Source organism: Alistipes sp., assembly GCF_020026455.1.
Lineage (GTDB): Bacteria > Bacteroidota > Bacteroidia > Bacteroidales > Rikenellaceae > Alistipes.
This window is the reverse complement of the sequence record NZ_JAHHQJ010000008.1, coordinates 74,004-99,683: the sequence shown is the minus strand read 5'-3', so window position 1 is coordinate 99,683 and position 25,680 is coordinate 74,004. Positions and strand designations below refer to the sequence as shown.

Sequence of the window (25,680 nt, the reverse complement as noted above, 5' to 3'; positions counted from 1 at the left end):
ATCGTTTGTTTTTTCGGATTAGGGCCTTTCGCCGACTTCCAAATCGTTGTTTTCCGACCAGTCCTTGTCGATGGTGATGACCAGGTCGCTGCCGTTGCCCTTCAGGTCGATGGGCTCCGAGGGGCGGCCCAGCGCATAGAAATGGTTGGCCACAATCGGGAAGCGGAAGGCGCTCTCCGAGTCGATGATGCCCGTGCCGCCACCCGTTTGGCCCTCGTCGAGGGTATCGCCGTCGGGGAGCTTCACGCGGATGGACTTCAGAATGCCGTCATCGCCTGCCAAATCCACGTGCATGGTGTAGATGCCCTTGCTGGGGGCTTCGGCCGGAAGCACATAACTGCCGCCGCTGACGATCTCCTTCGGGTCGATGTTCGCAGACACGGGCAGCGAGAACAGCACCTCGCCGTCCGCAGCCTGCGAGGGGCTGGCGACGAAGTCTTCGAAGAAGGGAGCCTGCCGCCGCTGCATGAGGGGCAGCGTGGTGTTCTGGCGGGTGTAGAGCGTCAGTCTCACCTCCTTCACCTCGTGCAGGCGGTCGTCGATGTAGATTTTGTCGGGCACATTCCTGAAGTAGCCCATCACCCCTGCCACACGGCGCGACATCTCCACCTCGGGAAGGGTGAGCAGGTCTTTTTCGTAGAGCAGTTCGCGGGTGCCGATGTAGATTTCCGAGTTGCGAATCCGCGACGTGAGCTCCTGTGCGGCGAGTGTCGCCTGTGTGGAGCGCAGGGTCGCTCCCGGCGCGAAGGCGATCGGACAGTTGAAGGCCTCCTTGGCGGCCTCGTTGACCGCCACACCCAGAAGCGTGTAGTAGCCGCCGGCGGAGAACCGATATCCGAATTTGCAGGTCATCTCCGCCGTGTGGACGGGAAGACCGTGGGTCGCGGGATCGGGGTGCAACTCAAAATACTCGCTCCATCCCGCATTGGCACAAAATCCCGTGTAGGTGGCGTCGTTGCCGCGGCCCTCGAATACATAGACGTAGACGGTCGAGGCGTGCTGTTCGCCGGTGATGGAGTTGGTGGGGTAGGTGATGGGGCTGCCGTCGGCGGCGAGTGCGCGTGTGCTGACCCTCATGCGGAGGGTCACGGCCGGACCTTCGGCGTCGGTGACGGACGGCTCCGCATCGCGCGAGCAGCCCGCCAGCAGCAGTGCCGCGCCCGTCGCCAGAGCCAGATATGTGGATTTTATCGTCATAGCTTGATCGTTTCTTTCAGGCCTTTTTATTCGTGGTTTTTGACCAGGCGATAGCGCCCCGTGCAACTTTTGCTCGAGCCCAAATCGATGCAGGTCTGTCGGCCCGACAGGGGGTAACGCCTGCCCGACTCTCTGTCTTCCAATACCCACGTGCTCCACACGTCGTTGCTGCCGTGGGTGAGGGTGAGCTGCACGCGTCCCTCCCTGGGCAGTATGATGCCCAGCGGGATCTCGCGGCAGTCGGCCACCTGGCTGATTTCAAGGGCCTTGTTTTCGCTCACGGTGAAGACGGCCACGGTCGGGGCGGCCTCCTTGTCGTAGAGCAGGCGTGCATCCTCCCGGGGGACGTAGCCGTTGTTGGCCGAGGCGCGGTGTCTGACCATGCAGTGTGTGCCCAGTCCCTCGCAGCTCGCCTCGATCTGCAAGTCGTTCTCCGGGGTGTCCTGTGTGCGTGTCTGTGCCGCCAGGGAGCGTGTCGCCGGGGCCGAGAGCAGCGATGCTATGTTGTAGCCGGGTTTCTGGGCCTGCATGTCGGCATTGAACCGCAGGCGCAGCTGCTTGGCCGGGGACTTCGACACCACGTAGAAACCCTGCATCGGGGCGATGTGGGTGAACGTGGGTGAGGTGGCGACCACCTCCCGGCCGTCGGCCTTGGTGGTGTAGATGCCGTTGCCGTTGAAGAGCCGGACTTCGCTGATGACGGCACTGTTGACCTCGAGGAAACGGGCAATGTCGATGTGGCACATCAGGGGATTGCCCGCCACGAAGACGTTGCCGTCGGGCAGCGCGTTCTCCACGGTGACTTCGTAGCTCCAGTTGCGGCCCGTGCCCGTACTTGCGCCCTCGAAGATGAAGTGGCCGACCTCCGTGGTGCGGTTCACATGCTCGGTGAGACCCGTCGAAGCTCCCGTTGCATCGTAGTAGGTATATTCGTCGTGCAGTTTGGGGAACCGGAAGGAGAGCATGTCGCTTCCCAGGGACTCCTTCTCGCTGCGCACCATGAAGCCCGCACCTGCCTTGTAGGGCTCGGCCACCGCATTGAAGGGGGCAGTCCAGTCGGTCTGGGAGCAGACCACCTGATTTTCGAGCGCGCCGTCGGTGATCACCTTGCCTTCCGCCTCGCAACTCCAGAAACGCTGGTAGATGCGCGGTGAGAACCGGTTTTCGGGGGCGGTGATGGCATTGAGCCTGATGAACAACCGCTCCTGCGAATGGTCGCCGTGCCACTTCGAGGGGATGAACATGTCGCCCGTGACCATCTGTTTGAGCGGTGCCGCGAGCAGGAAGTAGTGGCCCGACGGCATCGACATGTCTACCCACACGTGACCCGAATAGGCGAGGTTCTGTGTGCCGACAATCTCGCCGTGGTGGGCGATGTGGAGGTTGGCACAATAGTTCGTCTCGGTCTCCTGCAATTCGGGGTAGCGGTGGCACTGGGCCGGGATGACGACATCGGTACACTTCCACGGCGATCCGTCGGTCCAGTTCTTCCAGTTGTTCCACTCGTCGGACTGTGCATCGGTCTTCCATGTGGTGCGCAGGGGGTGAACCGTGGCCCGCATCTTGTCGGTGTGGTTGTGGATGTTCTCCGCCTCCGACACCTCGATGTCGAATACACCCACGGGCAGGGTCTTGAGGGTGAAGGTGTTGGATGCGGAGAGACGCTGGTTGTAGAATCCCGTCTCGCTGTAGTTGTCCATGATGTTGGAGCAGATGATGTTGTACTCCTTGTCTGGGCGGGCCCCTTGTGTGAGGGTGATGACCAGTTCGGAGTTCTGGCAGATGTGGGCCGGTTCGACGACGCCTTGCAGACGCTCCTCGGGAAGAACGGGGGAGGGAGGTGTTACATCGCCCTCCGAACCGTCGGGAATGCCGTCTCCGTCGAGATCGAGACGGGCATATACACCGGTAAATTCGGGAATGTTGGTGATGCTGGCCGTGGTGATGTAATTGTAACGCACGCCGTCAAAGGCTTCCGTAATATCGGTCTCGACATACATGTCGCCCGATTTGCCGATCACGTCGGCATCGGCCAGCCGAAAATTCGAGACCTCCTTCACTACACGGTCGCCGTGCATGATCTGCATGGTCTGATTGTTGAGCAGCTCGACATCCAATCCCATGGGTTTGCGGATCAGCACTCCCACAATATGGTGAGCCGGAGTGGGCAACTCTCCGGCCCGGGTCGCCTGTGCGGGGCCCGATGCCGGGGCGGGTATCTCGTCGAACTTCACGGCGATCTGGTTCTTGCCCGCCACGGTGGTACAGTGGAGGAGCGCCGAGGTCTCCCTGCTGGAATCGAGGTATTTGCTCAGGTTGATGAAACGCGGCGCGACACCGGCCAACGAACGGTTGGGGTAGGTGTTCCTGTAGTCGATGACGGCATGGTTTTCGGTTGTGGTGAGGAATTCCAGTCCGGCGTCAAAGATCCCGGTCGAAGGGCATGCCACCTCGGGGTCGGCACTCTCCCAAAAGGCGTTGTAGATGCGTCGCTCCGCCAGACCGAGTTTTAGCACTCCGGCCGACCACAACTCCATGTGATCGAAGGCCTCGGAGGTTTCGATGTAGACCCTGAACTTGTCGGATTTGGTGCCTATGAGGCTAACTCCCAGTGTGTTGAATTCTTGACCCTGGGCCCCGCTGTGGTAGCTCTCCGCCACGAGTTTGCCCTGCCTGTAGAGCTTCACGACAAAGAAGTTAAGCAAGTCGGCAGACAGGAAGTCGAAGGTGGTCTGCAGGGTGAATCCGGCTCGGATCTTCGTGTTGCCCGTCTCCTGGGGCGAAATGGGGGTTTTGAGGTCGATGGCCACGATGCAGAGGTTCTTGGCCACCGATATGCCCTCGCCGTAACGCGAGTAGGTGTCGGGGTCGTTGTCGGTGATGTTGCCGGCATCCTTGCCATTGACCAATATCTGGATCAGACCGCCGTCAAAGCCGTAACCCTGGCCTATCGTGGCACCGTATTTCGAACCGATGAGCTGGTTGCATTTGCTGCCCGGCTCCGCGGCGTTGCGCGTGATGATGGTCTTGGTGGTAATGCATTTGCCCTCGGGGCTGGTGTAGACGCCCACCAGTTCGTACGTTCCGTTTTTCGACATTCCCTTTATGCGGGTGAAGTTGTTTTCGGTCACCACCTCGGGCATGGTGCCCTCCTCCTGTCGGGCGATGTGCCATGTCACGGTTCCTTCGGCCGGAGTGGGCAACCGCATCGAGTTGTGCTTGATGGAGGTGTGGTCGGGCATCGAGAAGAACGACGTTTCGTCGAGGGTCACCTCGTCGCGCGTGTAGGCGTAGTAGATCTGCGTCGAGCCGATCCGGACCTCGAGACCCGGGCGGCCGAACTGGACGTAGACGATACGATAGGGTTTCGTGGTCTTCATGTTGATGCGGCTGCGGCCTCCGGACAATGCCGAAATCCCGACGACACTTGCGGCGTCGACAAAATCCTGACGCGTGTTGCTGTCCACATCGGTGTAGGTGGCCAGCTGCACCCCGCCCTTCAGCAGGTCGATGCTCAGGACGTCGGACGATGCCACCTCGAATCCCACCTCCGTGCCGGCGGGCACGACCTTGCCCAGGTCGACGGCCACACGCGGCGAGACGAACAATCCGGGGAGCAGCCCCGTCAATCCCTCAAAGAGTGCGAAGTTGGTGAGGTCGCTGTCGACGATGCGGTCGGTGTTGTAGATCGCGCCGCCCGTCCACGATGTTTTTTTGACCAGTTGGGCATTTTCGTAATCGACACTGCCCGTGTAGGCATATTTCATTGGATTCTCTCCCACGAAGGCGTAGAGAATGCTCATTTTTTGGAGTACGGAAGCGGAAACACCTCCAATGGAGAGTGCTACCTCGTCAAAAGGTTTTGTGGCGGTAAACGACACCTCCTGCAATCCGTCGTTGTTGGCGATACTGATGAGCTCCAGTTTGAGCAGTCCGCTGCCTGTCGATGATTGGTCGGCCGATGATTCGACCTTTTTGTCATCGAGATAGGTTTGCAGCCAGAATTTTTTCAGTACGTCGAGCGTGAGCAGTCCGCTCTCGGATGCTTTAATCACAAAGCCGACCTTCTGACCTGCGGCGTATGTGCGGTGTATATCTTTCACCGAAACGATTTCGTCGGCGAGCACTTCGGCGCTGACCAATCCGTTGCCGAATGCTGCTGCATTTTGTAAATCGGTATCGGTGATGTTGTCAAGATTGGTGTCCGATGAGAGAACCGACACCAGTGCATCTGCATAATTATCGACCATGCGTCCCATTCCGACCAGAGGCACGCGGCGCAGGGTGCTCCATGTACCGTCGGGGTTTTTGACCATTCCCGAAGTGAATTCCGTAACACGAGTCGTGTTGCCCTGTTCTTCATCGTGCAGCACATTGACAGGGGAGGAAAGCTCCTCCTTGGTGCAGCCCCACGCGGAGAGCAACAGGACGGATAGAATGTGGAAAAGACGCAAGTTGTTCATGTCTGAAGATTTAAATTTTAAAATTACCCCGATATTTCAAACTCCATATCGGGGTAATTTTTTTGTCCGGAAGAGCGATTACTCGATTTCCATGTGGTGAATTATTTCCCAGTTGTCGTTGACACGAAGCGTCAGTTCCTGCTTTTTGTCGATGGGCGTGGGGGTATTCGTGTCGGGCTCGGGCTTCTCGGGGTTGGGGTCGGGCTGCTCGGGGTCGGGCTGCTCGGGCGAGGTCTCGCCGTCCTTAACCTTGGTACCTACGCCATAGAGGTGGTTGCGGAATACGCTGTAGCTGGTCTCCGTATCCTTGAGTTCAGATGAGGGAGAGAATGCGTCCTCGGTCCAGATCGTTGCGCTGGTTGCAGGAGTATCGCTCGTGCCGAGTTTGATGACCCAGCTCTGGAACGAGTGGCTGCCGTCGTCGTTGGTCATCTCCAGAACGAAGGTGTTGTTGTCGGCTACCGACTTGAAGGGGATGATGAACTCGCCGCCGAATACCGAACCCTTGACGAAGGTTGACTCGTAGTAGGTCTTGCCGTCGGAAGTGGCCTTCTTGTAGGGGTTCTGCCAGTTGTCGAACTGCCCCTCTTCGGTCTCATAGGTATCGATCAGGCGGTCGTTGTTGGCGTCCTTGATCGTCTTGAACCATTTGTTGAGCTCGATGGTGTAAATCAGCGTCTTTTCAGTCGTCTGACCGGCGCCGTTGATGACGTTGGTCGTCGTGTTGGTGCCGTTTGCCATGAGTTCCTGGCTGATAAAGTTACCCAATACCAGCTTGGGGCTGTTGGCAACAGCGTAGAGACGCAGTTGTGTGCCGGTAACACCTTTGTCGGCGTTGCCCTCGTGGTAGTAGGGGATGTTCGACATGTAGGTGAAGATACCTGCTACCTGACGGTGAAGAACGATGGTGGGGCGGAAACCCTTGCCTGCTTCAACGGTCTGATCGACCGAACCCGCGAAAATCTCTTCGGCGACGGTCTTGTCGCCCGACTTGGTCATGGTGAGGATGGCGTTGGGGCCAAATTTCTTCGTGCCCTGATCCTCAAAGGTGTAAGCCGTGGAGTTGCTGTGGCCTACGGCGTAGATGCGGTAGGTACCTGCTTCGAGTTTCTTGTTCAGCGTGACAATCTTCTCGCGACCGTTGCTGCTGCCCGTATAGGGGGTCGACTCGGTGTTCCAGTTCTCCACATTCTGGTGGTCGACAACCGTACCGTCTGTGGTGGTGATGATGATGTGGACGTTCTCGATGCTCTGTTTGGCCTCGGAGCTCAAGAGCGGGCGTCCGGCACGTGTCGTGAGTGCATCGCCACCGTTGGCCACCTGGAGGACAATCTGCTGGGCATCATTGCCTGCACCATTACCTTCCTTGGCGATGGGATCGTCGTTGCTGCAGGCCGTGAGCGTCAACGCTCCTGCTGCGAGCATGAAAAGTAAATTGCTTTTTTTCATGATGTTGTTTGTTAAGTGATTGAATTGGTGTATATATATGTGTTTCTTGTGTCATTCGATGTCCATGTCGTGAATCAGCTCCCAATTGTCGTTGACCAGCACGTAGACCTTGAATCGGTCCTGTCCCTCGTAGACGTAGCGTATGGCGGAGAGCCGGTTCCGCTCGATGCTCAGCTTCACGGGCGGCGGCGAGAGGAGTGCCACGTCGTGCTGCGGAGAGTCGTAGCACCTGATGGTCACCTGCGTTCCGTGCTCGGTCAGTGAGGGCGAGGCCAGGGTCTTGAAGACCACATGCTGTTGTCCCTCCCAGTCGTTCTCCTCATGGAGGAAGGTCGGTTCCCAGTAGCGGAAGGCCAAATCCATGTGACGGGCTACCGATGCGATCTGTTTGGTCGCGTAGTGGATTTCCAAAGGCAGGTCCTTGCCCTCGACAATGAGTTTTCCTTTCGTGCGTTCGAGTTCTACGGAGTAGTCGTGCCTGTAGGCATCGTAGATCAGGGTGTCGTGCGACATGTAGATGTCGTCTCCGCCCCGGTTCTGGGGGTGAAAGGTCACCTGTTCGCGCTTCTCGTCGAGAGCCGCCATGTCGTGAAGACCGCCCCAGGTGGTCATCACGTATTTTCCGTGGGGATAGGCATCGGGAAAAACCACTTCGATGCTTCGCTCGTCGCCCTCCACCTTGGCCAGCCTGTGCTCGGTCATGAGCGTTGCCGTGCCGTCGTCGTCGATCCGTTGCAGGCGGTAGTAGAGCGTGGGGACATAGGCCTTGAAGGGGAGATTCTCGTCGCGACGCTGCTCCGACTCCACGGCCCCGATGTTGAAGTAGTTCTTGTCCTTCACTTCGATGGTTACCATCAGCGGCGGACAGGGGCGCAAATCCTCGTCCTTGATGCAGGAGCTGGCGAGCAGCAGGAGACCTCCTGCCAACAATATCCGGTATGTTGTGTTGTTTCTCATTTTCGCAACTCAGTTTGTAAATCCTCCGCTTCCGGAGCCAGGATGCTGCGGAACTCCTCCAGTTCGTGGTAGGGGAGGAAGACCCCCTCGTTGGCGGCTCTCTTGCGGAGTTGCTCCTCACGGCAGGCGGGGGCGAGGTGGCGCATGACGGCCTTCCCGTCGCCTTGGCGGGCGGCAATGAGGGCCCTCACATACTCGGCCACGGGACGCTCGTCGTCAATCTGACGCATGATCCCGTCGGCTTCCTCCGTCCGATTGACACTCAATGCGCAGATGGCGCTGTTGAGGTCGCGGAACGGCTGCATCAGCTCGTGCGCTTCGGTCAATTGGCGCTGCTTGGCGCGGATGATACCCAGATTATAGCGTGCCTGCGGGGAGTCGATCTCCTGCAGCAGCTCCACGGCCTTTTCGTAGTCGTTGGTGTAGACATAGCTTACGGCCAGCGTGTTGAGCATCTCCTCGGAGCAGGATTCGGGGATGGCGACGATGCGTTGAGCCTCCTCGGTCTTGCCCTCGCGGAGGTAGAGCACCGCCAGATTGTTGGCCGCCACCTGCGACGAGGGGAAGTAGTGGAGCAGCGTATGGTAGACCTCCTTCTTCTCTTCGGGGCTTTGGGCGAGCGTGGCGACACGCAGCAGTTCCTCCTCGTTGAAGGCATCGGGACGTCTGGAGTACATCGCCCTGAGCTCCTCGTCGGTGGTGAAGCTCTTTATATGGTAAGTATAGAGGTACTCGACCTTGCGGTCTTTTTGCAGATAGCGGTTTCTGATTTTCGGCCAGCAGGGCAGCCGGCGGATGAAGTACTCCTGCACGTCGTCGTCGCGGTCGGCATACTTGCGGAGCACTCCCAACACGGCGGCCGTGTCCCTGTCCTGGGCCTGGATCATGGCATCAACGACCGGCTGCCAGCCCTCGGGACGGCTGCCGATGCTGATTCCGTGCAGGGTCTGCTGCGAGGGGTCGAGCTGTGCGGTCAGCCACTTTGCCGCCGCTTCGGCACGCTGGTGTGCCAGCCGGGAGTTGGTGGCGAGCCGTCCGTCGGCCGAGGCCATGCCTATGATCTTCAGCGAGGAGAGCGTCGCCAGCGAATCCTCCAGAATGGGGGCGAGGGTGCGGGTCATCTGTTCCAGTTCCGAACGGTTGTCGCCCATTTCGAGGTCAATGCCGTAGCTGTTGATGGCGAATTGCAGGCGTGCCACGCCCCTGCCCTCCACGACCTTGGGCCGGATGACGAATTCGGGCTCGATCCAGTCGAGGTGCATTGCCTCCTTGGCCTCGGGGATCAGGGTCACGGGATTGGTCACCGAAGCCACCGTTACGGTGTCCATCGTGCGGCAGCGTCCGCAGCCGTTGGCCTCGACCACCGCCACGATGCGGCCCTCGTCGACATCCTCGGGGAGGGTTATCGTCTCGTTGTAGGGCAGGTCATAGGCTTTTCGCACCTTGTCCATCTTCACCGTGCGACCGGCATAGGGGTCCTGATAGCCCTCCAGACGTTTGCGACGCTCCATCTTCCTGTCGAATATGGGGGCATCGAGCATCGAGGGGGTGTAGGCGCAGCGCAGCGAGTCGTCCACCAGCAAGTGGGGCGTCATCACCAGCCGGCAGCGCGTGGAGAGATAGTTTGCCGGCACGTGCATCGTCATGTCGAGTGTGACGCGGTTGTGTTCGTCGGGTGTGACCACGCAGGGCGACGGGGTGACGCTGACGCGTTGCGGAGTCTTTTTCTCTGCGGCGCAGCCCGTGATCAGGGCGGTTGCCGTCACGCAAATTCCGATATTGTAAATCCAACTCTTCATGTCGTCCTAAAATAGGTAAGTGAATGTCACACCGATCTTCGTGGGGCCGATGTAATGCTTGTACTTGTTCTCCTGACACTTGATGCAGGGCAGCCAGGGCCCCTCCTTGTACCAGATGTAGGCGTAGCCCACACCGATGGTGGTCTCGATGTTCCAGTGCGGGGATAGAATCCAGTCGAAGCCGTAGGAGAGGCCTCCGCCCACGAAATTACCGTCGTAACGCTTGTCGTCGAGTGCTGCGAAGAATTGTCCGCCATGGGCGTGAATCCCCATGAAGTGGCCCTCGAATTTCTCGCAGAACCAATAGCGGTATTCGGGTTGTGCGAGCCAGAAATGAATCTTTTCGCCACCGCTGAAGTTCCACGGATTGTAGGCGCCCGACAAATCGAGGGTCGAATGCGGACGGAGGGCAATCTCCGCACCGCCGTTGATGGTGGTCGTCAGCCAATAGAGGGCATTGGTCTTCACGGCGATCTTTTGCGCCGAGGCAGCCTGTCCCAGGCCGAGGAGGGTAAGTAGCAATATTACATATTTTTTCATGCGCGATGAGCTGTCCGAAATCGGCCGTTGGCTCCGGTGGGTGGGACGATTGCCCCTTCGACTATCCGATTTCGTTGGTTTCCGGGCGCAAATTTACGGAATGTAATGCATTCGGGCCGAACACTTGCCTTGTCATTTTCAGTCAGGAAGTTATCATTTCCAGTCACCCTCCCATCCGGGGCCCGAACCGGGTGACTGGTCGCTTTGGTGCTGTTTTATTTTTCTGATTTTCAGGTCTGTAATTCCGTATTGGCGGATGAAATACCGAAAGGGCGTCTGCGCGAAAAAACGCACGGTTGCAAACTTTTGTTTGCAACCGTGCGTCCTGTTTTCGGCTCTTTTCTTCGGCTACTCCGTTTCGTGTTCGGCCCGGAGCTCCGAGGGTGTTTTCCCGAAGTGGTTTTTGCTGAATTTCACGATGTAGCCGGGTGTGAATTTGAATTTCTCGGAAATCTCCTTCTCCGATAAGTCGGAGAAGAGCAGGTAGCGCAGCACCTGGTCTTTTTTGCGCCGGGTGATGTATTTGCCGGCCGTCATGCCGAAGACCTTGGTGAACTTGCGGTTGAAGGTGCTCTCCGACAGGTTGAGTGCCGTCATGAGCTCCTGCACATTGAGCTGGTCGTTGTAGGCCGCCTGCACCGCGTGTTTGAATTCGTTGTCTTCGTTGAGGATGGGGCGGAAGAGCCGCACCAGGTCGTCCTTGGTGTAGAAGGCCCTGAGGAGCATCAGCAGGATGTTGATCTTCAGTTTCTGGTAGTGGGCGCACAGCATTCCCTTGTTGAGGGTGTCGCAGGTGCTCTCCAGTTCCTTGCGGAGGATGTGGTTGATGGGCAGTTTGAACGGTTCGGTCTCTTTGCCCAGACGGCGTTTGTTCTTCTTGTAGTAGGCCATCAAATCCTTGAAGGAGTATTCGTTGCAGAGACTCATCTGTCCCTTCACTCCGGCCCATATGATGGTGGAGTCGGCCAAGGCCTTGATGAGCATTTCGTTTCCGTTTTCGGCAAAGATAAATTCGCCTTCGTTGACCGTCACGTTCTTGTAGCGGGCGATGTCGGAGGTGATGCTTCCCTCGAGGATGAAGATCAGTGTGTTCGTGTCGTTTTCCTTGAGAGTCATGTATGCGCCTTTGCGCAGTGTCCTGGTGAGCAGGTTTTGGGGTGTCGCGTTGGTGTAGTAGATGCAATTCTGATGTTCGTCGGTGTATTGTAAATCGCAGAAATCATACATAAACAGAGACCGAATGAGAGTTGTATTATTTATTTACGCCATGCAAAAATATAATTTTTGGGGCTACGACAATGTTCATTACTGGATGTAAAATCGTCTGTTTTTTCGCTTTGGAGATGATGTGTTCCCGATTTTGGGGCTTTGCTTCCCGCCGGCTCCCCGTCGTCGTCCTCCTCCCGGGCTCCTCGTCGCCGCTGTCTGTCTCCGGCCGCCGTCTACTCTCGGGCTTCCTGTCGTCGCCTGCCCGGGCCGCCCCGGCTCCCCGTTGCCCGGCGGCTATGGATTGCTATTTATACCCCGCAAACCAGGTCTTGAAGTCATTGACGCGGAGTTTGCTGACGAGGATCTTCCCCTCGGTCGGAACCCGGAGGTTGATCGACAGGCGGTTGTTGAACCACAGGTCTATATCCCGCACGGCATGGCGCGAAATGAGGTATTGGCGATTGGCCCGGAAAAACTGATCGGGGTCGATACGCTCTGCCAGTTCGTCGAGCGTGTGTGGAAGAACATACGATTCGCTGGCGCTGATCACCGCTCTGGTGGTCCCGTCGGCAATACAGAAATACTGCACTTGGCTGACAGCCAGCGGGATCAGCTTGTCGCCCTTGTACGGAATCAGAAAATGGGTCTTGAAGCGCTCGTGCCGTTGCATGCTCCGCACGAGCGAGGCCAGCGACTCCCCGGGATCCGAAGCCTTGTGCAGCTCCTCGAACTTGGCGAGCGCCTGGCGCAGATCGGCGGCTCCGATCGGCTTGAGCAGGTAGTCGATGCTGTTGACCTTGAAGGCCTTGAGCGCATACTCGTCGTAGGCCGTGGTGAAGATGACCGGGGCGGGAATCCGCACATGGTCGAAGATCTCGAACGAGGAGCCGTCGGCCAGATGGATATCCAGAAAGACAAGGTCCGGACGCTGATGGGTCCCGAACCAGGCGACGGCGTCACGGACGCTGTCGATCACGTCGATGACCTCCGTTGAGGGGCTGACCTCCTTCAGCAGGGCCTTCAGGTTACGTACGGCAGCCTTTTCGTCTTCAATGATGAGTGCTTTCATGGGCGTTGTCGGGTTGGTGAAGCGGAATCCGGACGCAGAACATCTCCTCGTCGGTCGAGATCTGGATCTCCTGCTGCCACAGCAGGCGGTAGCGTTTGGCCAAATTGTCCAGACCGATGCCGGGACCGGGCGATGCCTGACGTTTGGCCTGTATGCGGTTGCGGACGACGAGCGACGGACCCGATTCGCTGCGGATGGATATCGTCAGCGGATTGCGGTTGCTGATCTCGTTGTGCTTGATGGCGTTCTCGATCAGCAGCTGGACCGACATCGGAGGCAGGTGGAGCCCCGACAGGGCCGCGTCGATATCAATGTCAAAGACGAGATTCTCCTCATAGCGCATCTTCATCAGGAACATGTAGGCTTCGCTGCGCTGCATCTCCTCGGCCAGCGTCACGCTCTGTTGGTCGTTGTCCTGCAGCGAGTAGCGGAGGACGCGCGAGAGCTCCTGCGTGTATTCGAGGGCCTTGGGCGGCGATTCGCGGATCAGCGACTGGAGCGTGTTGAGCGAATTGAAGAGCATGTGCGGATTCAACTGGTTTTTCAGCGACTCGTACTGATGCCGCACGCTCTCCGTATGCAGTTCCTCGTTTTCGACAACCATACACTGCTGTCGGTGGATCAGGTGAATGATCTGATTGCTCCCGGCGATGATGCCGGCGATGATCAGGTCACGCAGCGGATGCAGGTAGTGGTGGACCATGGCGTCGATGGCCGGAATGTCGAACCGGTGGTGGAGCCACACGAAGAGCTGGCCCAGCAGGCTGCTGAACGCCCAGGTCAGCAGGAACGAAAGGGTGATTTTGCCCTTTGTGACGCGGACCAGCGAGGTCCCGAAGCGGAAAATGCGGGCGTTGATCCAGAACAGGAAGAGCAGCGAAAGGAACGTGAACAGAATTTCGTTCAGGACGTCCACAGGGTTGATTCCGGGGAACAGCGCGTGCTGCTCGAAGTGGTCGGAGAGCGACAGCACCTCGGGGAAATGGGTGAGGACGGCAACCACGGCCGAAATGATCAGCGTGGATAGCAGATATTTGTCCCTGAACGAGCGGTATGCCTTCATGCTGCAAAAATAATATTATTTGCGCAATATCCGGGCTGTTGCATACATTCCGGGGCGAAACTGCGGATTCTGCTTCGCGATGCGGACATAGACCTCGATCGAGCGGTTCTCGCTGTTGACCTGTTGGCCGATTGTCGCAACGGTGCCCTGGAAACGCTCGCCGCTGAGTCCGTTGACTGAGAACTCGACGCTGTCGCCGACCTGCAGGTGGGGCAGGTCCTTTTCGTAGGCCGTCAGGCGTAGCATCAGGGCGCTTTTATTCACGATTTCGCAGAAAGGCTCCCCCGGGCTGAAGTGTTTCCCGAGGTTCATCCTTACGTCGGCGACATAGCCGCTGATCGGGGCCTTGATGGCGAGGCAGGGGACGATGCCTTCGGTGAGCAGGCGTGACGTGTCGACCCCCAGCAGGTCGAGCTGGGCGGCTGCCGCATCCATACGGCTGCGCATGGACAGGTATTCCGCCTTGCTTTGCTGAAAGCGCTTGTGCGACGAGGCCTCCTCGCGGGACAGGGCCTGCTGACGCCGGAATTCGGACAGCAGGTACTCGTGTTGGGCGTGGGCGTCCAGATAGGTCTGTTGCAGGGTGATGAAGTCGGGATTCTCGAGTGTGGCCAGCACGGCGCCCTGTTCCACGCGGGCGCCCGGCAGCAGCGAGGTGCTGCGGATCGAGCCTCCCAGGGTCAGGGTCACGGTGGCATGGTGCTGGGGCGATGTGACAAGAACCCCGTTGAAGGTGGTGCGGTTGGGCACGGCCGTAGCGCCCGACGCCTCATCGGCTTGCGAAGCCGGCAAGGAGGCCTTGTCCGTGTCGGCGGGTGCGCTCTGTTCGGTTCCGGAGGGTGTCGACGGAGCCGAAGAGGGCGGAGTTTTCGGATTGGAGCAGGCGCACAGGAGAGCGACGCACGGGATGAGTATTTTTTTCATGACAAAAGGATTTATCGGTATAGTTCGTATTCGAGGATGGCGATGTTGTATTGGTTGAGGGTTTCGACATAGGCGCGACGGATTTCAAGAGCCGTGTTCATGCTCATGATGTACTCCGCGATGCTGGTTTCGCTGTGGGCCAACTGGAGTTTTGCCGCGCGCATCAGCGCCTCGGCCTCCGGAAGTGCGGCTTGGGTGTAGTAGCGCAGCCGCTCGCCGTATTGGCGGAGGTTGGCCTCCAGTTCCGTCACCCGGTTGTTCAATGTTCGCAGGTGGATTTGGGCCTGGTTGCGGGCTATGCGGACATCGGCCTTGGTCTGGCGGATCCGGCTGCGCTGCGTGTTGAAGAAAATCGGGAAGGAGGCGCCGACGACATAGGCGTTCAGACCTTTGTCGGGCAGGATGTTCTGGCGCTGGAAGCCGAAGGACAGCTCCGGGAAGAAGCGGCTCTTCTCCACCCTGGTGCGGGCCTCCGCCTCCCGGACCTGGGACTCGAAGTAGTCCCGATGGAGTTCGGCCCCGGCCGTGGCCGTATCCGGCAGGGCGAAACGCACCAGCGTGCTGTCCGCCGGGATGAGCGGAGCGTCGGCATAGCATGCCCACTGTAAGCGGGCCGAGGCAATCTTGTGCTCCTCCTGTGCCTGGAAGAGCTTGTTGCGCATCTCGTTGGCCATGGTCTTTGTCATGCTCTGCTCCAGGCGGGTGATGTCGCCCTGTTCGTAGCGGATTTTACTGGTCCGTGCAAGTTCCGAGGCCAGGGCGTTCTGATCGGCATAGAGATCGCAAAGCTCCCGGGTGTAGAGGTAGTAGGACCAGGCCCGTTTGACCTCGGCGACGATCTCGCGCCGGACGAGCTCCCCGTAGAGAACTCCGGTCTCGGTCTCGCGTCGGACGAGCGCATTCTTGTAGAAGGGGGTCAGCAGCGACCCGAAGGATTGTGTGATGCTGATCTCCCGGTCGTTGCGCTGCGTGCCGTTGAGCTGTCCGAAGGAGTAGTCGATCGACGTCGGGCCCAGTTCCCACGACTCCCCGCGCATGGCTCTGGTCCGTTCGACCGAAGCCTCGGCGGCCTTGAGCCGGGGGTGGTTGTCGAGGGCCAGGGCGATGGTCTGGTCGAGCGTCACGGCCTGCTGCGCCCGGCTGTTTGCGGGGACGGCAACCAGCAGGAGCGGGAGCAGGAAGGGGAAGAGTCGGCGGATTGCCGGCCGGCGGGTCGCCAGGGCGGTCGTTGCCACGAGTTTGTAGAATACGGGAACCACAAACAGGGCGAGGAGCGTCGACACGATGAGTCCGCCGATGACAACTGTTGCCAGGGGGCGCTGCACCTCGGCTCCGGCCGTAGTGGCGATGGCCATCGGCACAAATCCTAGCGATGCGACCAGGCCGGTGAGGAATACCGGGCGCAGCAGGTGTGAGGCGCCGCGCATGATGATGCGGCGCGTCGACAGGTGATACTTGTTCATATCCCGCAAATCGTTGAAATGGTTGATCATGAGAATGCCGTTGAGAACAGCGACTCCGAATAGGGCGATGAACCCCACGCCGGCCGAGATGCTGAACGGAAGGCCGCGCAGCCACAGGGCCAGAACCCCTCCGATCAGGGATAGCGGCACGGTTGAGAAGACCGCCAGCGTGTATGTCATGCTCTTGAAGGCGAAGAAGAGCAGCAGCAGAATCAGCAACAGGGCGACGGGGATCACAACGAGCAGTGTTCTGATCGCATTTTGCAGGTTCTCGAACTGGCCCCCGTATTCAAAATAATAGCCCGATGGGAGCGCGACATGCTGCTCCAGCGTCCGGCGGATCTCCGATACGACCTGCTGGATATCGGCGTCGCGGACATTCACGCCGATCACCACGCGTCGTTTCGTGGCATCGCGATTGATTTGGAGGGGTCCGTTTACCAGGTCGATGGAGGCCACTTCGCTGACCGGGAGCTGGATGCCTTCGGCCGTGCGGATGAACAGCCGGTCGAGATTCAGGTCGGCGACCTTTTGCTGGTCAAGGCGCACGACCAGGTCAAAACGGCGCTCGTTTTCGAAGACCGTCCCTGCCGTCTCGCCGGCGTAGGCGGATCGGATGATGCCGTTCAGCTCTTCGATGTTGATGCCGTATCGGGCAATTTTCGACCGGTTGTAATTCACCACCAGCTGCGGCAGTCCCATGGCCTGTTCGACCAGCACGTCGGCAGCCCCGGGGACCTGTTCGACATATTTCGCAGCCTCCCTGGCCTTGGCATACAGCTCATCCATATCTTCGCCGTAGAGCTTGATGGCGATGTCGGCCTTGGCGCCGGTCATCAACTCGTTGAATCGCAGCTGTATCGGCTGGCTGAAGTTGAACTCCGCGCCGGAGATGCTGTCCAGGGCCGCCTTCATTCGTTCGACCATTTCGGCCCGCGACGAGGCGCTCGTCCACTCTTCGAAGGGCTTCATGACGATCATGATGTCCGCATCCTCCACAGCCATGGGGTCCGTCGGCACCTCTGCGGTTCCGATTTTTGCCACCACATGCTTGATCTCCGGGAAGTTGTCCATCAGCGTTTTTTCGGCTTTCTCCGAGAGGGCGATGCTTTGGGTCAGAGAACTGCCGGCCGGGAGGGTCATCTGCATCGCGAAATCGCCTTCGTCGAGCGTTGGGATGAACTCAGCCCCCAACCTTGTGAACAGCATCAGACTGCCGATGAATGCCGCGACCGAGACTCCCAGGGTCGTCCACCCGAACCGGAGACATCCGGCCAACGCTTTTTGATAGATACGGTTCAGGCGCTCGAAGAACCGGTCAGCAAATGTCGGTCTGGCGCTTATCCGGTGGTTCAGGAAGAGCGAGGACATCATTGGCACGTAGGTCAGCGAGAGGAACAGGGACCCGATGATGCAGAATACGAGCGTCTTGGCCATAGGGGTGAAATACTTGCCCTCGATGCCCGTCAGCGTGAGAATCGGGAAGAAGACGATCAGGATGATGATGACGGCAAAGGTGGCCGAGCGCACCACCTTTCCGGCTCCCGCAATGATTTGCTCGTCCATTTGCGCATGGGAGAGGCGTTTGCCGTAGTTTTCCCGGCTGTACAGGTAGGCGAGGATCCCCTCCACGATGACGATCGATCCGTCGACGACGATCCCGAAGTCGATGGCGCCCAGACTCATCAGGTTTGCCGACACGCCGAACACGCGCATGAGGATGAATGCGAAGAGCATGGCTAGGGGGATGACCGAGGCCACGATCAGCCCTGCGCGGAGGTTCCCTAGGAAGACGATCAGCACCAGAAATACGATTATGGCACCCTCGACCAGATTGCGTATGACGGTCGCGATGTTGCGGCTGACGAGCTCCGAGCGATTCAGATACGGACTGATCGACACGCCTTCGGGCAGCATCTTCTGAATCTTCGCCACACGGGCTTCCAGCTCCTCGGTCACCGCATTGGCATTTGCCCCTTTGAGCATCATGGCGATTCCGCCCACGCATTCTCCCTTGCCGTCGCGTGTCATGGCTCCGAACCGTTTGGCCGAACCGAACCTGACGCTCCCCACGTCGCTGATATGAATCGGGATCCCTCCGCGGTTGGTGACAACGATATTTCCGATATCCTCAAGCGAAGAGATCATGCCTTCGGAGCGGATGTAGTAGGCCCGGTCGGCCTTTTCGATGTAGCTGCCTCCGGTGTTCTGGTTGTTGCGGCTCAGCGCCTCGAACACATCCCCGATCGTGATGTTGAGCGAGTAGAGGGCGTCGGGATCGACCGCAACCTCGTATTGTTTGAGATAGCCGCCGAAGCTGTTGATCTCGACAATGCCCGGGATTCCGGAGAGCTGGCGCTTCACGATCCAGTCCTGAATCGTGCGCAACTCCATCGGGTCGTATTGCCCCTCATAGCCCGGAGCCACCTCGAGCGTGTATTGGTAGATTTCGCCCAGTCCCGTCGTGATCGGCATCATCTCCGGAGTGCCGAGTTCCTGCGGGATCTCACCTGCCACGGTCTGTATCTGCTCGTTGATCAGCTGCCGGGCGTCAAGCACGGGGACGCTTTCCTTGAAAACAACGGTGACGACAGACAGCCCGAAACGGGATACGGAGCGTATTTCTGTGACATTCATGATGTTGCTCATGGCTACCTCGATCGGGAATGTGATGAGCTGCTCGACCTCTTGGGGAGCCAGCGTCGGAGACACGGTAACGATCTGTACCTGGTTGTTGGTGATATCCGGCACGGCGTCCACCGGAAGAGTCAGCATCGAATAAATACCGCCTGCGAGCAGGAACAAGGTCGTTATGCCGATGAATAGTTTTTTTGTAACCGCAAAGCGGACTATGGCTTGAAACATGGTATCGGAAATTGTGAATTTCGGGCAAAAGTAGTCCCCGGACAGAGGGATCCGTCCGGGAAAATGGTGAAATCGCCTATTTGCGGGATGAACCGTACGAATGACGCGGTGAAATATCGCCCGGATCACCGCACTTTCCGGAAAAGCACTCCGAAAGGAAACGACGCTGCAACCGGATAGGTTGCAGCGTCGTCTGAGAAAAGAAGGGAGGCCGATGCGGGGTGCCTTTGCCGCGGAATGCCGTCGGTTGTCCATGGGGAGGGCATCTCTTCGAGGGGCCTTTGCTTGGTTTTTTGGGGGCCTCCGCCGGACGGCGAGGCCCGTGGCGAGCGATATCCGGGCATCGGGACGGCAGATGCAGCCTCCGATCCTGTGCGTTTCTTGCTTTGGCTCCCGGCCATATCACAGAGAACGGCGGCGAAATGCGATTGCGGAAAATTTTGCAACGCTTCACTGTGATCGAAAGGGCTCGCCGCATCGCTTCTATTTCCGTTTGCCCCACTTGGGACGTATGTCGAGAAAGACCTCGAAGTTCATGCGCGGCATGGGACGCGACAGCACCGATTCGTACTCTTCGTTTAGCAGATTTTTAACGGCTACTTTTACCGAAAAATCCGACCAGCGCAGCGAGAAGAGTTTCTCCAGCGACACGTCGCTCATGTAGTATGGAAGCACCCGCGAGATCTTGCTTTTCATGTTGTTGTCCGAGGTGGTGAAACGTTCGCTGTAGTAGCACCATTTGTAGACGAGGCGCCACGATCGGCAGGAGAGATGCCCTGTTGCCGAGGCGGAGTATTCGGGGACATAGACCAGCTGTTTGCCGATAGCCTTGTCCGCCCAGTCCACGGGGTCGCCGTTGTTGATCGAGGGCGTCCATGAGAACGAGGCGTTTGCTCCCAACTGCCAGTTTTCGGACAGCCTCACCGTCGCATCGGCTTTCAGTTCGACACCATAGGCGTGCACCTCCTTGACGTTCTTCGGGGTCCAAAAACCCTTGAACGTCGGCAGCCATACGATCCAGTTGTCTATGTACGAGTCGAACCACGTGGCCGAACCGTTGAGCAGATAAACGCCTTCCTTGCCCACGGCAAACGAAAGTCCGGCGTCGTAGGTGAACCCGTGCTCCTTTTTCAGGTCGGGGTTGCCGCCCGGCAGAAAATAGAGGTCGTTGAGTGTCGGGAATCGGTAGTTGCGCGAGATGGAGGCCTTGGCAACGATGTTGCCGCGCTTCGAGAGCAGATAATCGGCAAAAAATGCCGGAATAACGGGCGACCAATCCTTGCCGTACATCTCTTCGCGCAGCGCCAGCGACAATCCGAGCCGCTCGGTGGGCATCCACTTGGCCGAGGCATAGGCCGATAGCTCAATGCGCCCCTTGTCGTATCCCACGACCACTTTTTTGTTGTTCCCCTGCGCCAGCGACTGCGAGTTGAGTTCGAGCACATTCTTGTCGCGGCTCTCCACAAAATGCTGATGCACCGAGATGTTGGCCGTGAAGAGCCATTTCTTGCCGATGTAGTATTCACCCTCGGCCTGTCCGTATAGGGTGTTTATCTTGCTGCGCGAGCGGATCATCTCCGCCATCGTGCCGTTGCCTTTGTCCTTCGAGAAGTTGTAGCCTTGTCCCGTGTGGATATAACCGGCTCGCAAGCCCACTTTGTAGTTGTCGCGCAGCCGGTCCCACGACAGAATGCCGCGGAAGGTCTGTTCCGTCTGCTGGTTTACATATTCGTCGTCCGAGCGATGGTCGACCGACAACATCGGGACACCGCGTTTCGAGTCGAGGAACCATGCGTTGAGTCCGAAGCGGTCGCCGCGGCCGGTGTTGTAATACACTTCCTGCAAGAGGTGAAAATCCCTGAATTCCCCGCACTTGTTGCGTTCGACAGGATAATAGGAACCGACGATTTTGCGGTCATCGTCATAGATATTCATCTTCTTGTTGTAGTTCCTGTATTTGAAATCGTTGTCGGAAGATGAATAGACGGCCCGCGTCGATACCTGCCAGTGTTTGTCTCCGTAGGTAAGCCGCAGAAATTCGTCGAATGTCTTGAACGACCCGATGCCCTGTACGTATTGCAGTCCGAATCCGTTGGCTGCGGCGGGTTTGGTGGCGAGTTTCACGGCGCCGCCCAGTCCGCCGCCCGTCTCATTGACCGACGAGGTGCCGTGCAGCAGTGAGGCGTCGTCGATGAAGTAGGAGGGAATCATCGAAAAGTCGGTCATGCCCAGCATCGGCGAATTGATGCGCATGCCGTTCCACGTGACCTGCGTGTGGGAGGGCGACGTGCCGCGGAACGCTACGGTCGAAAGTGTGGCACGGCCATACTGCTTGACGAAAATCGAGGTGTTGAACGTCAGCACGTCGGCCATCGACAGCGCGATGTTCTCCTTCAACACGATCGAATCAAGTTTGGTCTGCTGCACGCCGATTTCCTTCATCGGCCGCCGCGCCGTAACGTAAACTTCGGGAATCGGCTGGACGAACGATGGATTGTTGTTCCACCAGCCTTTACCCGATCTTGCTCCCGGATGCACGCCGTTTTTCGGCCCCTCCTGCGCGAAGCCGGAGCATCCGAGAAGCAAGGCAAATATGAGTGCCGACAGGTTCTTCATAAGGAAAGGAACCCGGCTGCGGCCCGTAAAGGCCGCAGCCGGGTTTCGAAATGGGTTATTCTTGCTTGTATTTTCCGTCTTTCATCTCCTGCCATGTCGGACTGTAGGGACAATCCTCGTGGACGAACCATGTTTTGGCCGATAATTGTCCGATGACAGGTGCAAAGGCACTGAAATCCGTAACCGAACAACCTTCGATGTGTACCGATCCGATTTTTTTGATAGCGGGAAGTTCGATGGTCTTCAACGGTGCGGGTTTCTTTCCCGGGCCGTTCTGGTGGATCTGGAAAATCCCATCCACCTCTTCAAGCGCAGGCAGTTTCAAATCCGCGAAAGTGGCCATCCCCAGTCCAAGGTCGAGCGTGAAGCCCTGTCCACCTACCTTTCGGAGTTTCGGGAGTTTCAATCCGTCATAAGAGAGGAGCGCGCAGGAGCCGTATACGGCATCCTTATATTTGTTGTTGGTATCTTCCTTGTAGTAGGCGGGATTCGCCGCAGTGCCGACCTCTTCCAGCTCCGGCATGTCGATAGCCGCATAAATATTCGTGCTGTCGAAATAGAGTTGCCCGCCGACCTTGTGCAGATTCCGGAAGTCGCAGCTGGCGCTCTTGTTCGAGACGTTCATCGTAACGGCGAGGTATCCGCCGACCTCCGTGAGTTTCGGATACGCAATTGTCTTGATATCGTTCAGAAAATTCCCTTCGACCCGTTCGAGCAACGGCGTCGAAATGCCAATTTGTTGGCCGCTGAACGAAACATCGCCGTGAACCGATTTCAGCGAGGGGAACGAGCAGTCTATTCCGGGAGCATAAACGAGCCCGGCGAGTTCTTCGACGCCCTCAACCTTGCTCAGCAGTTTGTTGTACCGCAGTTCGAGCGTTACGTCCGCCTGCACGGGCAGCGTAAGTGTCTCGATCAGATTCATGTTGGTGAGCAGAAGCCGCCCGCCGCCCGAGAACGTCACCTTGGAAAGATTCAGCGGGTTGGGCAGTTTGCCCAGATTGACCAGCTCGATTCCCTTCACCGTAACTCCGTCCAATGCCGGGAGGGAGCCGAGTTCGGCAAATGCCGTGAGGAAGAGTGTTCCGTCCACCCGGGTCAGACTGTTCATGTCGATCGTCTTGACTCCCGTATTCATCGTCATGCCGCCGATGGCGGTTGGGTCGGTGTTGGCGATGAGCTGAATGTCTCCGCCGACCTTGGAAAGTGCGGGCAGCGAAATCGTCTCGAACTCATAGGGAATCGTCGGCAGCAGCACGGCCCCGGCCGAGGTCAGCGCCTCGAATTTCACGGCGTTGAGTTTCGCGAGGTTCTTGACGGTGATTTTTCCGCCGACCGACGCAAGCGCCTTCATCTCGACGGAGGTCATATCGCCGCCGGCCTTGTCCTCGTTCGATCCCTGCAACTCGAAGTCGCCGCCGATTGTCGCCAGAGAAGGTGTCGTTACCGACGTAAGCGTCGCCGATCGCACGACCAGCGAACCGCCGATTGCCGTCAGTTTCCCGGCTTCGAACCATTGCACCTTGTCGTTGCGGATCACCACGTCGCCCGTGACCTCTTCGAGCGACTTGAGGCTCGCGTAGTAGAGTTCGGGAGCCTTCGATGCCGCCTCGGTCGAGCCGATGTGCAGACCGCCGATCTTTACGACATTTTCCAGCCCGTCCAGCGCCTTGCCCCCGTAGGTGTTGTTGATGACGATCTTGCCTTCGATCTGCGTAAGAGTCGCGAGAGCCTTGATGTCCGTCACGGAGTTGTCCCCACTTGCTTCGCCGATGACGAGATCGCCTTTGATGATCGTTACGCCCTTGTCGGCAAATGCCTTGACCTCGGCATCGGTTTTCAGCGTGACATCGCCCTCTTCGCGGATGTCGTCCTTCACGACGAGGTATTTGTAGTCGTTCGTCGCGCCGTTGTAGGACGTTACGCGGAACTGACGTTCGGTATTCCAGTCCGTAATCTCGGACGGATTGGGCATGATCGTCGCCGACGGCGTGTACTTGAATTCGGCCGTAGCGCCGTCGAGCGACACGTTGTAGGGAACCGTTATGGTGATATCGTTCCCTTCGATCGCTGCGGCATAGGTGGTTTTGCCGACGGTCAGCACCACCGATGTGATGAAGTTGTCGTCCGCATCTTTGGGGGCCGAAGGAGTCGGGTCGTCGTCGTTGCAGCCGATCAACAACTGCGAACCTGCGGCGAACAGTAGTAGCATTTTCTTCAAATTCATGATTTTATACACTTCTTGGTTGTTTTTTGTTTTTGTCATTTCCGGGGTGCTGCCGACTCGTCCGCAAAGGAGAATACCTCCGTCGAGACCTCTCCGAGCCAGCCGCTCTTGACCTGTACGCCCGTCTGAACCTTGATGAAGTCCACGTATTGCAGATCGATCGGAGTGCCGTCGCGATACATGGCGTTCGAAATCCGAAATCCATTGGTTTGGCCGCTTCCGTCCACCACGTTGCCGCCGAGGTTGTCTGTTTCGCTGAAATTGTCGGCATAGCCCCAGCCGTAAGTCTGATTGTCCCAGTATCCGGTGGTCGGGTCCTGCACATTGTTCGGAGCCAGACGGGTCCCGTAAAGGGTGAAGCTGTCCCCTTTGACCCAGGCCGGGTAGTAATAATCCTGCTGGTGGTAGGTGATCAGGTAGTCGATGCACCCCGATTTGCCCTCCGAATCGGTCCACTGTACGTCCATCTGCTTGCCGGCCGGACGGTAATAAGTGACCGCATAATTCTGAATGGTACCCTCCTTGCCCGTGTCGCTGCCGCGCAGTTCGTACCACTCATCGTCGGGCTCGCTGTTCTTGTTGATATCCTGCATGACCCAGATGATGCCCGGCTCCGACGATCCGTCGAAGGCGTTGCCCTGAATCGTGAAGTCGTATTCGCCCTCTGCCGCAGCCCGTTTGGGGATGCTGTGGTCGAAGCCTACCACGATATAGCCGCCGAAAGCGCCCAGCGACACCCAGATCTTCTCTTTCATACGCCTCTCGGCATAGGCAATGGCTGCCTCCTGCGTCGTCTCCGTACCGTCGAACCCGCCGGTCTTCATCTCGCCGACGAACTGTCCCGGGGCAGGCGTATATTCCCAGACCTTGTTCCACAGCGGAGAACTGTCGCCCGTGGCCGGACGGTAGTGGTCCTTCTGGTCAGCATCGATGCAGACAACCTTTACTTCGGCCGTGAGCGCCATTTCCGCACGGGTTATGTTGCGGGTGAGTTGTTCGGCCTGCTGCTTTGCTTCGCTTACCGTAACCCGGACGATGTGTTCACCCGCTTTGGTCGGTGTATAGCGGAACATGCGCTCCACGGCGTCGGGAATCGTCTCGCCGTCCACGCTCCAGGTGAATTGCGGATTGTCGAAATAGGACAGCTGCGGTTCGAGGAAGATGGGTGTGCCGATATAAACATAACGGTCCGTCGAGGTGCGAAAGACGGACTGCGCGGGAAAGAAGACCTCGTAGGGAAGTTCATCCACGACTTCGAGCGCGATCTCCTTCGTCGTCTCGCCGTCGACGTTCGAAGCGCGGCAGACGATCGTATGGGTGCCGAGCTTCGCTTCGTTGAACGTATAGGTCATGCCTTCGGCCACGACCTTGCCCTCGCGCAGCCATTCGCACCGGAACCCCTCCAAGTCGGCGTTCTGAATGTCGGGAGCAAAGATGTAGTCCGTGTTTTGCTGTATTTTCAATCCTTTCGACGGCAGGGCCAGCGAAATGATCGGCGGAGCCATCTCCAGCACCTCCACTTTCAGTTCCTCCTCGGCCTTGCCGTTTTCGTTTTGCACCGAGAATGTCACGTAGACCTCAGCCGCTTCGTTCCATGTATGGGTCAGCGTCGGCTCCGTGGAGAGCAGCTTTCCGCCCGATGTCCACGAAAAAAGGGCGTTTTCGGCATATTGCACCGTCGGAGCGATGGTCAACTCGTGGCCGACTTTTACCGTATAGACCCCATCCTCGCTGTCGAGCGTGATTTGCGGAGTCATCGGCTGGTTGATTTCGACCTGCTCGTCCTTGTTGCATCCCGCAAGAAAGACCGTAATACAAAAGAGTGTGTAGAGTTTTTTC

The 25,680-nt window shown here is 58.2% G+C and carries 14 protein-coding genes; all 14 read right to left on the bottom strand.

What is annotated here, in order from left to right:
- Positions 1–18: 18 nt before the first annotated feature.
- Positions 19–1,197: a hypothetical protein gene (locus QZ460_RS06340; RefSeq protein WP_290540736.1), complete on the bottom strand. Its 1,179-nt coding sequence runs from the start codon at positions 1,195–1,197 to the stop codon at positions 19–21.
- Between the two features lie 26 nt (positions 1,198–1,223).
- On the bottom strand, positions 1,224–5,660 hold the full coding sequence (locus QZ460_RS06335) for a hypothetical protein (protein WP_290540735.1): 4,437 nt from the start codon (positions 5,658–5,660) through the stop codon (positions 1,224–1,226).
- A gap of 78 nt (positions 5,661–5,738) precedes the next feature.
- The gene (locus QZ460_RS06330; RefSeq protein ID WP_290540734.1) at positions 5,739–7,109 is read right to left on the bottom strand and encodes a hypothetical protein; all 1,371 of its coding nucleotides are present in this window, start codon (positions 7,107–7,109) and stop codon (positions 5,739–5,741) included.
- Positions 7,110–7,160: 51 nt separating this feature from the next.
- Positions 7,161–8,066, bottom strand: coding sequence for a hypothetical protein (locus tag QZ460_RS06325; protein ID WP_290540733.1), 906 nt, complete (start codon positions 8,064–8,066; stop codon positions 7,161–7,163).
- A complete protein-coding gene (locus QZ460_RS06320) occupies positions 8,063–9,865 on the bottom strand; it encodes a hypothetical protein (RefSeq protein ID WP_290540732.1) in 1,803 nt (600 codons plus the stop codon). Before QZ460_RS06320 ends, QZ460_RS06325 begins: the two co-directional genes overlap by 4 nt.
- A gap of 6 nt (positions 9,866–9,871) precedes the next feature.
- Complete coding sequence (locus tag QZ460_RS06315; RefSeq protein WP_366934993.1) at positions 9,872–10,387, bottom strand: DUF3575 domain-containing protein; 516 nt, start codon at positions 10,385–10,387, stop codon at positions 9,872–9,874.
- A gap of 366 nt (positions 10,388–10,753) precedes the next feature.
- Positions 10,754–11,632 (bottom strand): AraC family transcriptional regulator, encoded by an 879-nt coding sequence (locus QZ460_RS06310; RefSeq protein WP_290540730.1) that lies wholly within the window; start codon positions 11,630–11,632, stop codon positions 10,754–10,756.
- 286 nt (positions 11,633–11,918) lie between these two features.
- Complete coding sequence (locus QZ460_RS06305) at positions 11,919–12,683, bottom strand: LytTR family DNA-binding domain-containing protein (RefSeq protein ID WP_290540729.1); 765 nt, start codon at positions 12,681–12,683, stop codon at positions 11,919–11,921.
- Positions 12,664–13,746: a histidine kinase gene (locus tag QZ460_RS06300; protein WP_290540728.1), complete on the bottom strand. Its 1,083-nt coding sequence runs from the start codon at positions 13,744–13,746 to the stop codon at positions 12,664–12,666. The genes QZ460_RS06305 and QZ460_RS06300 overlap by 20 nt, the downstream gene beginning before the upstream one ends.
- Before the next feature lie 15 nt (positions 13,747–13,761).
- Complete coding sequence (locus QZ460_RS06295) at positions 13,762–14,670, bottom strand: efflux RND transporter periplasmic adaptor subunit (protein WP_290540727.1); 909 nt, start codon at positions 14,668–14,670, stop codon at positions 13,762–13,764.
- 11 nt (positions 14,671–14,681) lie between these two features.
- The gene (locus QZ460_RS06290) at positions 14,682–18,998 is read right to left on the bottom strand and encodes a CusA/CzcA family heavy metal efflux RND transporter (protein WP_290540726.1); all 4,317 of its coding nucleotides are present in this window, start codon (positions 18,996–18,998) and stop codon (positions 14,682–14,684) included.
- 483 nt (positions 18,999–19,481) lie between these two features.
- Entirely contained in the window at positions 19,482–21,614 is a 2,133-nt protein-coding gene (locus QZ460_RS06285) for a TonB-dependent receptor (RefSeq protein WP_290540725.1), read from the bottom strand.
- A 55-nt stretch (positions 21,615–21,669) separates the two neighbouring features.
- Positions 21,670–23,841, bottom strand: a complete 2,172-nt coding sequence (locus tag QZ460_RS06280) for a hypothetical protein (RefSeq protein WP_290540724.1) — start codon at positions 23,839–23,841, stop codon at positions 21,670–21,672.
- A gap of 35 nt (positions 23,842–23,876) precedes the next feature.
- Positions 23,877–25,598: a PKD-like domain-containing protein gene (locus QZ460_RS06275; protein ID WP_366934994.1), complete on the bottom strand. Its 1,722-nt coding sequence runs from the start codon at positions 25,596–25,598 to the stop codon at positions 23,877–23,879.
- Positions 25,599–25,680: the final 82 nt, after the last annotated feature.